11 protein-coding genes are annotated in these 11,995 nt (G+C 71.8%); 8 read left to right on the top strand and 3 right to left on the bottom strand.

Features of this window, described 5'->3' with window-relative positions; all coding sequences use genetic code 11:
• The first annotated feature begins 6 nt into the window (after positions 1 to 6).
• The 3 genes from ACNF49_RS45640 (at position 7) to ACNF49_RS45630 (ending at position 2,106) form a co-directional block, all read left to right on the top strand.
• On the top strand, positions 7 to 786 hold the full coding sequence (locus ACNF49_RS45640) for an alpha/beta fold hydrolase (RefSeq protein WP_482941629.1): 780 nt from the start codon (positions 7 to 9) through the stop codon (positions 784 to 786).
• Positions 783 to 1,448 (top strand): GntR family transcriptional regulator, encoded by a 666-nt coding sequence (locus ACNF49_RS45635; protein WP_482941628.1) that lies wholly within the window; start codon positions 783 to 785, stop codon positions 1,446 to 1,448. Before ACNF49_RS45640 ends, ACNF49_RS45635 begins: the two co-directional genes overlap by 4 nt.
• A 70-nt stretch (positions 1,449 to 1,518) precedes the next feature.
• Positions 1,519 to 2,106: a TetR/AcrR family transcriptional regulator gene (locus ACNF49_RS45630; protein ID WP_352352627.1), complete on the top strand. Its 588-nt coding sequence runs from the start codon at positions 1,519 to 1,521 to the stop codon at positions 2,104 to 2,106.
• A gap of 51 nt (positions 2,107 to 2,157) precedes the next feature.
• On the opposite strand, the gene ACNF49_RS45625 is transcribed toward ACNF49_RS45630, so the two are convergent.
• Positions 2,158 to 3,147, bottom strand: a complete 990-nt coding sequence (locus ACNF49_RS45625) for a methyltransferase (protein WP_357979609.1) — start codon at positions 3,145 to 3,147, stop codon at positions 2,158 to 2,160.
• Between the two features lie 214 nt (positions 3,148 to 3,361).
• Here ACNF49_RS45625 and ACNF49_RS45620 point away from each other — a divergent pair, with 214 nt between their 5' ends.
• From ACNF49_RS45620 to ACNF49_RS45605, 4 genes are read left to right on the top strand one after another with little or no spacing between them, the layout of a single operon-like run.
• Complete coding sequence (locus tag ACNF49_RS45620; protein ID WP_357979611.1) at positions 3,362 to 5,098, top strand: dipeptide ABC transporter ATP-binding protein; 1,737 nt, start codon at positions 3,362 to 3,364, stop codon at positions 5,096 to 5,098.
• Positions 5,099 to 5,155: 57 nt separating this feature from the next.
• The gene (locus ACNF49_RS45615) at positions 5,156 to 6,760 is read left to right on the top strand and encodes an ABC transporter substrate-binding protein (protein WP_357979613.1); all 1,605 of its coding nucleotides are present in this window, start codon (positions 5,156 to 5,158) and stop codon (positions 6,758 to 6,760) included.
• 9 nt (positions 6,761 to 6,769) lie between these two features.
• A complete protein-coding gene (locus tag ACNF49_RS45610; RefSeq protein ID WP_482941627.1) occupies positions 6,770 to 7,714 on the top strand; it encodes an ABC transporter permease in 945 nt (314 codons plus the stop codon).
• Positions 7,711 to 8,622, top strand: a complete 912-nt coding sequence (locus ACNF49_RS45605) for an ABC transporter permease (RefSeq protein ID WP_357979617.1) — start codon at positions 7,711 to 7,713, stop codon at positions 8,620 to 8,622. Before ACNF49_RS45610 ends, ACNF49_RS45605 begins: the two co-directional genes overlap by 4 nt.
• Positions 8,623 to 8,722: 100 nt before the next feature.
• Here ACNF49_RS45605 and ACNF49_RS45600 read toward each other — a convergent pair whose 3' ends face one another.
• Positions 8,723 to 9,694 (bottom strand): aldo/keto reductase, encoded by a 972-nt coding sequence (locus ACNF49_RS45600; protein ID WP_482941626.1) that lies wholly within the window; start codon positions 9,692 to 9,694, stop codon positions 8,723 to 8,725.
• 114 nt (positions 9,695 to 9,808) lie between these two features.
• Between ACNF49_RS45600 and ACNF49_RS45595 the strand changes: the two genes are divergently transcribed.
• Positions 9,809 to 10,555 carry an SDR family NAD(P)-dependent oxidoreductase gene (locus tag ACNF49_RS45595; protein WP_482941625.1) on the top strand — a complete coding sequence of 249 codons (747 nt, stop codon included), beginning with the start codon at positions 9,809 to 9,811 and terminating at the stop codon, positions 10,553 to 10,555.
• A gap of 41 nt (positions 10,556 to 10,596) precedes the next feature.
• On the opposite strand, the gene ACNF49_RS45590 is transcribed toward ACNF49_RS45595, so the two are convergent.
• Positions 10,597 to 11,979 carry an amidohydrolase gene (locus ACNF49_RS45590; RefSeq protein WP_482941624.1) on the bottom strand — a complete coding sequence of 461 codons (1,383 nt, stop codon included), beginning with the start codon at positions 11,977 to 11,979 and terminating at the stop codon, positions 10,597 to 10,599.
• Between the last annotated feature and the right edge of the window lie 16 nt (positions 11,980 to 11,995).

The following is an 11,995-nucleotide window of genomic DNA, read 5'->3' as shown; positions in this document are numbered from 1 at the left end:
GCGCACATGACGGCCGTACAGACGTTCACGCCCGACCGGCCCGCCGGGGCGCCGCCCGTGCTGCTGCTGCACGGGTTCGCCTCCAGCGGGCGGCAGGACTGGGTGGAGACCGGGATCGCGGCGGAGCTGGCCGCGGCCGGGCGCGTGGTCGTCGTGCCCGACCTGCCCGGTCACGGCGAGAGCCCGGTCCCGGCCGGGCCGGCGGGCGCATCCGAGATCGCGGCCGCGCTGCTCGCCCTGACCGGCGACGGGCCGGTCGACGTGGTGGGGTACTCGCTCGGCGCTCGGCTCGCCTGGGAGCTGCCGGAGCTGGCGCCCGACCGGGTGCGCGCGGTCGTGCTGGGCGGGCTCAGCCCGTTCGAGCCGTTCGCCGCGCTCGACGTGGCGGCGCTGCGCTCGGCCGTCGCGGGCGGCGAGCCGGGCGACCCGATGACCGGCATGATCGCGGCGATGATCGCGGGCGCCTCCGGCGGCGACCCGGAGCGGGCCGCCGGGCTGGTGCGGCTGGTCGAGGGCCTGCGCGGCACGCCGTTCGAGCCCAAGGGCTGGGCCGGGCGCACGCCGCCGGTGTTCGTGGCGGGCGCGCAGGACATGATGACCTCCGGCATCGAGAACGTCGTCGCGCTGGCCCCCGGCGCCCGGCTGGTCACCGTCCCCGGCGACCACCGCGGCGCGCTGGCCGGCCCCGAGTTCCGCGCCGTGCTCCGCGAGGCGCTCGGCACGGCGTCGGGCACGGCGTCGGGCACGGCCTCCGACGCGGCGTCCGGCCCGGTGCTCGGCACGTGACGAGCACCGGCGGAGTCGCGTCGAAGGCGGAGCTCAGCTACGAGATCCTGCGTTCGCGCATCCTGGACGGCACCTACAGCCCCGGTTACCAGCTCGTCATGGACCGCCTCGCGCGGGAGATCGGCGTGAGCACGATCCCCCTGCGCGAGGCGCTGCGCCGCCTGCAGTCCGACGGGCTCGTGGAGGTCGTGCGCAACGTCGGCGCCCGCGTCGCGGTCTTCGACGCGGCGCAGGTGCGGCACACGCTGGAGGTGCTGGCCCGCCTGGAGGGGTACGCGACCGCCGTCGCGGCCCCGCGCATGGGCCCGGCGGACGTGGCGCGCTCCCGCGAGATCAACGCCCGGCTGTTCCAGGCGCTCGACTCCTTCGACCCCGCCGCGTTCACCGCGCTCAACCGCGCCTTCCACTTCTCGGTCTACGAGCACTGCGACGACGAGCACCTGAACTTCCTGCTGGAGGCCGAATGGACCAGGCTGGACCACATGCGGCGCTCGGTGTTCGGCTATCTGCCGGGCCGGGCCCGCCGTTCGGTCGAGGAGCACGAGCACCTGCTCGATCTCATCGCCGGGGGAGCCGACCCCGCCGAGATCGAACGGCTGGCCTGCGCGCACAAGACGAACACCGCCGGCGCCCTCTATGACGTCCGGGTCACCCGCGGCTAACGATCGGGTCATGCCCTCCCGGCATTTTGTCCTACACTGGTAGACGAAACGCCGTACAGAGGGGTGCCGCATGCCCAAGATCATCGACCACGACCAGCGTCGCAGCGACATCATCGACGTCACGTGGGACCTGATCACGAAGGGGGGCATCGAGGCGGCCACCATGCGCGAGATCGCGAACGCGGCGGGCTTCGCCAACGGCGCGCTCAAGCACTACTTCCCCGGCAAGGAAGACATCATCGAGGCGACGTACGAGCGCGCCCTGGCCATCGTGACCAGCTACGTCAAGCTCGACGGCCGCCGCGGGCTGGGCGCGCTGCGCGAGATGTGCGAGGCCGCGATGCCGATCGACGAGGAGCGCATCACGGCCGGCCGGGTGCTGCTGATCTTCTGGCAGACCTCGCTGACCAACCCCAAGCTGTACGACAAGTACCTGGAGCACCTGCGTGCCTGGCGCGGCATGCTGCACCGGCTGATCGAGGAGGGCCGCGCCGACGGCGACATCCACACCTCGATCCCCGACGAGCAGCTGGTGGACGAGCTCGTGCTGCTCAACGCGGGCGCCAACGTGATGAGCCTGGTCGGCCCGCAGTTCTCCACGGTCGAGCTGCAGAAGCGGCACCTGGAGTCGTTCTTCGACCGCATTTCCCGGCCCTGACCCGCGCGCTCCGGCCCGCGCCGCCGATCGGCGGCGCGGGCCGCGTCGTGCTCAGACCGCTTCTGCCACGATGACGCGCGGGCTGCCCGGCAGGGCCAGCTTGTCCACCGGCTTCCAGGCGGCCTCGTCGAGCCAGGCGCGCACCTGCGACTCCTCGTAGACGACGGTCCCGTCGATCACCAGGTACTCCCCGGCGTGCAGCGCGTCGATGGCCCGCTGCTCGGCGTCGTCGTCGAGGAAGAAGTCGAGCAGCAGCAGCCGCGCCCCCGGCGCCGCCGCCGCGCGGGCGTTGCGCAGGATGGCCCGGTTCTGCTCGACGCCGAAGCGGTGGATGACGTGGTTGACCATGACCAGGTCGTACGGGCCGGCGGGCGTGGCCGTGTCGGTCGGGACGCCGGTCACCTCCGCCCGGTCGGCGAACCCGGCCTCGGCCACCTGCGCGGTGATGGAGTCGGCGAAGGTCGGGTCGTACACGAAGGAGGCCCGCAGCCCCGGGTTGGCGCGCAGGGCCTCGAAGGCGAAGGCGCTGGACAGGCCGCCCAGGTCCAGCAGGCTGCGGAAGCCGGAGAAGTCGAACGCGCCGCCCAGCATCCTGGCGTGCAGGCTGTTGTACGTCATCACCCCGGCCATGAACGTGCCCCACCGGTCGCCGGAGGTGTCCAGGACGCCCGGCTCGGTGGTGTCCACGGTCGTGTCGAACTGCAGCCAGTGGCCGTAGCTGATCTGGTTGAGGAAGGTGAGGAACGGCCCGAGGTCGAGCTCGGACGACTTCTGCCCGGCCAGGTAGCCGGCCGCGTCGGCGCCGAGGGCGTACCGGCCGTCGGTCCTGGTCAGCAGGCCGAGCCCGGCCATGCTGTCGGCCAGGATGCGGGCCATGCGGGGGGTGACGCCGGTGGCCGCCGCGATCTCCCCGGCGCTGCGCTCGCCGTCCGCGAGCGCCTCGAACAGCCCGATGCGGCTGGCCGCGAACAGCTGCTTGGCGCCCATGTAACCGGTGGCGATGGCGACGATCGGATCCGGCGTGGGGGAAGGCGTGGACATGGTCAAGGCCCTGCCCTTTCTGTATTGTCTACGAATGTAGACGTTCACCATAGACCCTCTGTCTACGAACGTGGAATAACCGTTGACAGTAGGGGGACCCTCTGTCAACCTTTGTAGAACTATCTGGCTCGAACATGGCTTTTCGGCAGCTCAGTGTGGGTTTGCGTGCCCCACTTCGAGCACGGGACCGGTGCCTGGAATGGAGCTCTCGCGCATGTCGCTGCTCAACCTGACGGATCTGACCATCGGCGTCACCCGGGAGGACGCCGAGCCCCAGGAACTCGTCCACCGGCTCACCCTCGACGTCGCCTCCGGGCAGACGCTCTGCGTGGTGGGGGAGTCGGGCAGCGGCAAGACCGTGACGGCGCTGTCGATCATCCGCCTGCTGGAGTTCGTCGCCCCGGCCTACACCGAGGGCACGATCGAGGTCGGCGGCGTGGACGTCACGCGACTGAGCGCCGAGGGCATGCGCGCCTACCGGGGCGCCCGGATCGGGATGATCTTCCAGGAGGCCCTGGACTCGCTCAACCCCGCCCAGCGCGTCGGCGTGCAGCTCATCGAGGGCTACCGGCCCGAGGGCGCGCTGCCCCGGCAGGCGCTGCGCCGGGGCAGCCGACTGCGCCGCGAGGCCGAGGCCAAGGCCAGAAGCCTGCTCACCGAGGTAGGGCTGGCCGACACCGACCGGATCATGGCGCTCTATCCGCACCAGATGTCCGGCGGCATGCAGCAGCGCGTGATGATCGCCATGGCGTTGATGTCCGACCCCGACGTCCTCATCGCCGACGAGCCGACCACCGCGCTCGACGTGACGACGCAGGCCGAGATCCTGGCGCTGTTCCGCCGCGTGCAGCGTGAGCATCGGACCGCCTGCGTCTTCATCACCCATGACATGGGCGTCGCCGCCGAGATCGCCGACCGGATCGCCGTCATGTACCGGGGCAGGCTGGTGGAGGTCGGCGACAAGATGGACATCCTCCTCAAGCCTACGCATCCGTACACCAAGGCGCTGCTGGAATGCGTGCCCCAGCTCGGCGTCAGCCGCCGTACGGGATTCCCGACGATCTCGGAGGCGAAGCTGCGGGCCGCCACCGAGGCCACCTCGGGGGGCTCCGGCGGGACCGTGACCGAGACGCCGGCGCTCGGCGACGAGCCGGCGCCGGTGACCGGCACCCCGCCCCTGGTCATCGAGAACGTCACCAAGGTCTACCGGACCGGTCGCAGAGCGAGCGTGCGCGCGGTCGGCGGCGTCTCGCTGGAGATCGCGCCCGGTGAGTTCTTCGGCCTGGTCGGCGAGTCCGGCTCGGGCAAGACGACGCTCGGCCGCATGGTCAGCGCCCTGGAACGGCCGACCTCGGGCAGCATCTCCTTCGGCGAGCACCGCATCACCGAAGCGGGGCTGCGCGGCGACGAGCGCGCCTTCCGCCGCGCCACCCAGCTGATCTTCCAGGACCCGCAGAGCTCGCTCGACCCCCGGCACACCGTGGCCCGCATCATCGCCGAGCCGCTGCGCGAGCTGACCCCGCTGCGCGGCGCGGACCTCGACCGGCGGGTGGCCGAGCTGATCGACGAGGTCGGCCTGCCCGCCGACTGCGCCCGCAAGCTGCCCTCACAACTGTCCGGCGGCATGCGCCAGCGCGTGTCCATCGCGCGCGCGGTCGCCGCCGAGCCCAGGCTCATCGTCGCCGACGAGCCCACCTCCGCCCTCGACGTCTCCGTCCAGGGCCAGGTCATGAACCTCCTCCTGCAGCTGCGCCGCTCGCACGGCATCAGCTTCCTGTTCATCACCCACAACCTCAGCCTGGTGCTGTCGGTGGCCGACCGCGTCGGCGTGATGTACAAGGGCGACCTCATCGAGGTCGGCGCCCCGGAAACCATCGCCTCCTCCTCCACCCACGAGTACACGCGACGGCTCCTCGCCGCGAACCCCGACTTGTCGGCATACGTGGGATAGCCCCGGGCCGACCTTCTCCTTCTGTCCCCCCTTTTAGAGCAAGAGCGAGAACCCACCATGAACGTGCTCAAGAGCCTGAGGGCCGGGGTCGTCTCCGCCGCCGCGGCGAGCGCCCTGCTGCTCTCCGGCTGCGCGGGCGGCGCGACGTCGTCCTCCTCGTCCTCCTCCGCCGACGCCGGCACCCCCGTACGCGGCGGCGACCTCGTGGTCGCGGTGCCGACCGACCCGCAGTCGCTGGACATGGTCGCCAACCCGGGCCAGGTCACCGCCCACATCGGCAACATGCTGTACGAGAAGCTCTTCGAGGTCGACAAGACCTTCGCGGCCAGGCCGATGCTGGTCGACACCTACAAGCGCAGCGACGACCGGCTCACCTACACCTTCGAGCTGCGCGCCGGTGTCACGTTCCAAGACGGCGCCCCGCTCACCGCCGCCGACGTGGTCGCCAGCCTGGAGCGCTGGCTGAAGAGCCACGTCACCGGCCAGCAGGTCGCCGCCGACGTCAAGAGCCTCAAGGCCACCGGCGACCGCACGGTCACGCTGGAGCTGAAGAAGCCGCGCTACCCGCTGATCGACGAGCTGGCCAGCCCCGGCGCGGAGATCTACGAGGCCAGGAACCTCAAGGACGTGCCGGCCACCGGCTTCGCCAAGGAGGGTGCGGTCGGCACCGGGCCGTACAAGCTGAAGAGCTGGGACATCGGGCAGCAGGTCGTGCTGGAGCGCTACGACGGCTACAAGTCGCGCGCCGAGGAGGACTGGGGCGGCCAGGCCGGCGCCAAGCACGCCTACCTCGACACGGTCACCTACAAGGTCGTCGCCGACCAGGACGCCGTGGTCAACGGCCTGCAGACCGGCCAGTGGGCGCACGCCATGCCCGGCGACGACCAGTACACCCCGCTGAAGAACAACCCCGCCGTGGTCGTGTCGAACCTGGCGGGCGCCAACCAGAACGTGCTGATCCCCAACTTCAACAAGGGCTCCAAGTTCTCCGACGTGCGCGCCCGGCAGGCGCTCAACCTGCTGATGGACAAGCCCGCGCTGAACGCCGCCACCGGCGGCGGCCCCGATCTCACCGTCGAGGTGGGCGCGCTGGTCTCGCAGGACAACAAGGGCCTGTACTCCACCGCCGGCGACGACGTCTACAAGCAGCACGACCCGAACCAGGCCAAGGAGCTGTTCGCGCAGGCCGGCGTCAACGCCGGTGACACCGTGCGCATCCTGACCTCCAGCAGCTACCCGCAGTTCAGCCAGTGGGCGGTGCTGCTGCAGGACCAGCTCTCCAAGATCGGCATCAAGACGAAGATCGACACCTACGACTTCCCGACGATGCTCGGCACGATCACCAAGGACCCCGGCGGCTGGGACATCACCACCCTGTTCTTCAACGCCGCGCTCACCTCGCCCTCGCAGATGCCCGCGCTGACCCTCGGGGCGTTCAACGGTTCCGGCTCGCCAGAGATGGCCAAGCTGATCGAGGACTACAACGCCGCGACCTCCCCCGAGACGGCCAGGACGCTGATGGACCAGCTCCAGTCGTTCGTGTGGCAGCAGTTCCCGGTCATCACGATCAGCCAGTCGAAGCTGTACGCCGCCTACTCGCCCAATCTCAAGGGGTACGACACGTTCTACCGCGTGTTCTGGAACTCCTGGCTGCAGAAGTGAGGGGGGAACATGGCGGGACTCCTGCTCCGGCGGCTGCGTGACCTGGTCGTCATCCTGCTGATCGTGGGCACGATGATGTTCTTCGTCATCCGCCTGATCCCGGGCGACCCGGCCATCGCCATCCTCGGCCCGACGGCCAGGCCGCAGGACGTCGAGGCGCTCCGGCAGAGCATGGGCCTGACGGGCTCGCTGTGGGAGCAGTACCTGAGCTGGCTCGGCAACGTGGCGGGCGGCGACTTCGGCTCGTCGATCACCTACCACGCGCCGGTGGTGGGGGTCGTGGCCGAGCACTTCGTCCCGACGCTGACCCTGGCGGTGATCAGCACCGTCCTCAGCTTCGTCGTCGCGGTGCTGGTCACCTCGTGGAACGCGGTCTCGCCGCGCAACCCCGTGGCCCGCGCGCTCAACCTGCTCTCCTCGCTCGGCATGGCGATCCCCGACTTCTGGATCGCGCTGATCCTGGTGCTGGTGTTCGCCGTGTCGCTGCGCTGGTTCCCCTCCAGTGGGTACGCCGACCTCTTCGCCGATCCGGTCGCCGGGGTGCCGATGCTGGTGCTGCCGGTGGTGTGCCTGGTCATCGGGCAGTCGGCGCTGTTCACCCTGACCCTGCGGGAGAGCGTGCTCGGCGAGTTGCCGCAGACGTACCTGCGCACCGCGCGGGTCAAGGGCCTGTCGGAGCGGCAGGTCATGCTCAGGCACGTGCTGCCGAACGCGCTCATGCCGCTGATCACCCAGCTCGGCAGCAACTTCGCGATGATGGTCGGCGGCATCGTGATCATCGAGTCGATCTTCGTCATCCCCGGACTGGGCTCGTTGCTCATGGGCGCGGTCTCGACCCGGGACTTCCCGCTCGTCCAGGGCGTGACGCTGTTCGTCGCGCTGATGTTCGTGGTCGTCAACCTGGTCGTCGACCTGTCCTACGCCCTCCTCGACCCCAAGGTGCGTGTTTCGTGACTTCCGAGGCCGTCGCCGGGCGCGTCGGGACGGCCGGGCGGCCCTCCGCGGCCTCCCGCGTCTGGCGCCGCAACCGGGTGCTGATCACCGCCACCACGCTGCTCGTCCTCGTCGTGCTGGCCGTCGTGCTGCTGCCGGTGTTCCTGCCGGACGCGAACGCGACCGACCCGGTGCACCGGCTGCTGCCGCCCTCGGCCGACCACCTGCTCGGCACCGACTCCTACGGCCGGGACGTGCTGAGCCGCCTGGTCTCCGGCGGCCGGGCCTCGCTCGGCCTCTCGGCGCTCATCACGCTCTGCGCGGCGTTCACCGGCATGGTGATCGGCCTGGTCAGCGGCTTCTACCGGACCGTGGACGCGATCGTCATGCGGATCATGGACGCCTGGATGTCGTTCCCGGCGATCATCCTGGCCATGGCGCTGGCCATCGGGCTCGGCGCCAGCATCTGGACCGAGCTGATCGCGCTGACGGTCATCTTCACGCCGTTCACGGCCCGGGTGATCCGCAGCCGGGTGCTCGGCGTGGCGGCGCGGCAGTACATCGGGGCCGCGCGGGTGTCCGGCATGCGGCCGGCGAAGATCCTGTTCGTGCATGTGCTGCCCAACGTGCTGCCGCTGGCGCTGGTGCAGGTCGTGATCCTGTCGGCCTCGGCGATGCTGGTGGACGGGGCGATGAGCTTCCTCGGGCTGGGCATCGCGCCGCCCACGCCGACGTGGGGCAACATGATCGCCGAGGGGCGGTCGTACCTGACGCAGGCGCCGTGGCTGATCGTGCTGCCGGGTGCGGCGATCATGTCCTGCGTGCTGCTGCTGAACCTCATCGGGTCGAGCATGCGCAACGTGGTGGACGCGCGTGCCCGGTCGATGAGCGAGCTGGCGAAGCTGCGCACCCGCCGTCCGGCCCGGTGACGGCCCGGTGACGGCCCGGTGACGGCCCGGTGACGGCCCGGTGACGGCGGGCGCGCGCGGGGACCCCCGGCGATCGTCGCCGGGCGTCCCCGCGGCCGGGTCAGGGGGCCCAGACGCCGTCGGGGCGGACCTCGCGGTCCAGCCACAGGTCGGCCAGGGCCGCGCGCACCTGCGGGCCGTGCTCGCGCCACAGCCGCAACGCGCCCAGGTTGTCCTCCAGCTGGGCCATCCTGCTCACCCCGAACAGCACGTTGGCCACCGCCGGATGCTCCAGGCAGAACACGATCGCCACCTGGGCGGGCGTCGCGCCGAACTCGCCCGCGACCCGCGCGACGGCGTCCGCGGCCTGCCTGACGGCCTCCCGGATGCCGCCCGGGTCCGCGCCGATCTTCCGTTCGGGGAACTTCCTGCCCACCAGGATGCCGCCCTCGAAGACGTCGCTGGCCTGGAGCGCCAGCGCCCCGGACGCGAAGTGCCTGCCGTAGAAGTCGCCCTCGGCCATCGAACGGCGGGCGATGCTGTACTTGAGCTGGGCGAAGCTCGGCGGCGTCAGCCCCTCCTCGGCGGCGAAGCTCAGCGCGAGGTCGACGTCCTCGGCGATCCAGTTGTTGACGCCCCAGCTCGTGAAGCGGCCGGCCGCGATCTGCTCGGCGACGTCGGTCACGATCTGCCGGATGTCGGGCCGCTGCAGGTAGTCGCCGACCACGACGGTCTCGGCGCTCTCGACGCCGACGCGGTCGAAGCTGACGTCGAGCTGCTCGCGGAAGCCCGTGCGCGGGTACTCCCACAACCACAGCTTGCCGCAGAGCTGCCAGTCGTCCCGGCTCGCGCCCGCCTCGCGCACCGCCCGGCCGAAGATGAGGTCCGTACGGGCCTGCTCGGCGTGCGGGCCCATGTTGTAGTGGGCGACGTCGAAGAGGGTCACCCCGGCGTCGAGTGCCGCCCTGATCAGGGACACCGCGTCGCCGAAGTCCATGCGGTCCCAGGTGTTCCAGGAGCCCAGCCCGAGCAGGGACGTCGTGGTGCCGCCCGGTCCGAGGCGCCGTACCGGAACCCGCTGTGTGTCGCTCACGTCGATCCACTCCCTGCCGGACGAGGTCTTTTTTGTCTACGCTTGTATAATAATAAATCCAGGACGCCCCCGCAGCCCCGTCTGCGAAGGCCCGCACCGAACAGGAACCCCCACATGAGCGAACCTGTCGTTCCCAGGACCGTCCTCGTCACCGGCGGCGCGAGCGGCATCGGCCGCGGCGTCGCCGAAGCCTTCGCCGCGGCGGGCGATCGGGTCGTCATCGCCGACCTCGACGAGGCGCGGGCCAGGACGGTCGCCGCCGAGCTCGGCGCCCACCACGTCCAGGTGGACGTCGGGGACGCCGCCTCCGTCGAGTCCGCCGTCGCGGCCGTCGCCGCCGAGCACGGCGACATCGGCGTGCTGGTGAACAACGCCGGGCACACCGCGGGCGGCGGCCCGCTCATCGGGCTCGACGTGGACGTCTTCGACGCCTGCGCCCGGGTCAACTTCCGCGGCACGTTCCTGATGACCCGGGCCGTCGGGGCGCACATGGTGGAGCGGGGCGTACGCGGCTGCATGGTCAACATCTCCTCCATCGGCGCCCGCCAGCCCACGCCCGGCCTCGGCCACTACGAGGCCACCAAGGCCGCCATCGACGCCCTGACCCGCTCGGCCGGCATCGAGCTGGCCCCCCACGGCATCCGCGTGAACGGCGTCGCCCCCGGCCCGGTGCTCACCCCGATGACGGCCATGTTCGCCACCGACGACGCGGCCAGGAAGGCGTGGGAGGCCCGGATCCCGCTGGGCTCGATCGCCCAGGTGGCCGACATCGCGCCCGCCGTGCTCTTCCTGGCCTCCGACGGCGCCCGCCACATCACGGGCGTCAGCCTCCAGGTGGACGGCGGCCAGCTCCTGGTCTGACCCGCCGCCGGCGGGGCCGGGCCGCCACCCGGCCCCGCCGGTCAGTCCAGGGACACCCCGTCACGCAGGTGGACGATCCGGCCCGCGGTCACGGTGGCGTCGACCGCCACCTCCGGCAGGTCCGCCGGCGCGACCTCCAGGGGGTCGCGGTCCAGCACGCAGAAGTCGGCGGCCTTGCCCCACTCCAGCGACCCCTTCCACGTCTCCGCGCCGTCCTGGACGGCGGGCGCGGTGGTGTAGCAGCGCAGCAGGCGGGCCATCAGCCGGGGGCGGGGCGCCCGTTCGCCCAGCAGCCCGCACGCCGCCGCCACCTGCGCCCGCCAGTCCGGCGTGGTCACCGGCCCGTCGCTGCTCAGGGTGAACGTCACCCCACTGGCCAGCAGCTCCTGCAGCGGCCAGGCCGCCCCGGCGACCTCCGGGCCGAGCGCGCCGGCCACCCAGTCGGCGGTGGCGGTCGCGATCACCGGCTGCGTGGTGAGACCCATGCCGAGCCCGGCCATGCGGGCGATCTGGGCGGGGTTCACCAGGTCGCCGTGGATGACGTAGTGCCGCCTCGCGGCCCCGCGCCCCGGCCCGTCCGGGGTCGGCTCTCCCGCCAGCTCGGCCACGGTGTCCACGAACGCGTCGATGGACCGGTCGCCGGTGGCGTGCACGCCCACCTGGAGGCCCGCCCGGTGCGCCAGCCGGATCATCGTGCGCAGGTTGTGCTCGCGCGTGGCGTCGTCCGCCCCCGCCACCAGCAGGGATCCGTGGCCGCCCGAGGTGTAGTGGTGGCAGGTCCAGGCCGAGCCCATGGGCGGGATGCCGTCGGCGAAGATCTTGAGCCCGGTCACGTTGAGCCAGGCGGGGTCGGTGCGGGGGAGGGGCGCGTCCAGGCCGGCGGCGACGTCCTCCAGGGTGCTGGGGCCGTCGAGGGTGCCGAACAGCCGCAACGCGGTCACCCGCGCCCGCAGCTCGCCCTCCTTCGCCAGCGTCGCGTAGGTGTCCAGGACGGCCTGCGAGAAGCAGCCGGTCTCGCCGTCGTCCTCGCCGGGGCCGAGGCCGGGCTCGGTGTAGCTGGTGATGCCGAGCGAGGCGCAGATCCGCCCGGCGCGCAGGATGGCGGCCCGCCTGGACTCCTCGTCGGCCAGCAGCCGGCCCTGGTGGGCGGACAGGCCGTTCTCGCTGATCAGCGTGTCCGGCCAGACCGCTCCGAGCCAGGCGGCGTGCAGGTGCGAGTCGTTGATGCCGGGCAGGACCGTCCGGCCGGCCAGGGAGAGCACCCGGGTGCCGGGCCCGGCGTGCGCCAGGGCCTCCTCGTCCGTCCCGACCGCCACCAGGCGGCCGGCGCGCGCCGCCAGGCCGCTCGCCCGTCCGTCGCGGGCGTCGAAGGTGAGCACGTTGCCGCCGACCGCCACGAGGTCCGCGTACTCGTCCGCTGACACCGGGTTCCTCCTGAGG

The organism is Actinomadura sp. ATCC 39365 (assembly GCF_054392275.1).
The sequence above is the reverse complement of the archived record's forward strand: the minus strand, read 5'-3'. Positions and strand labels throughout refer to the sequence as shown.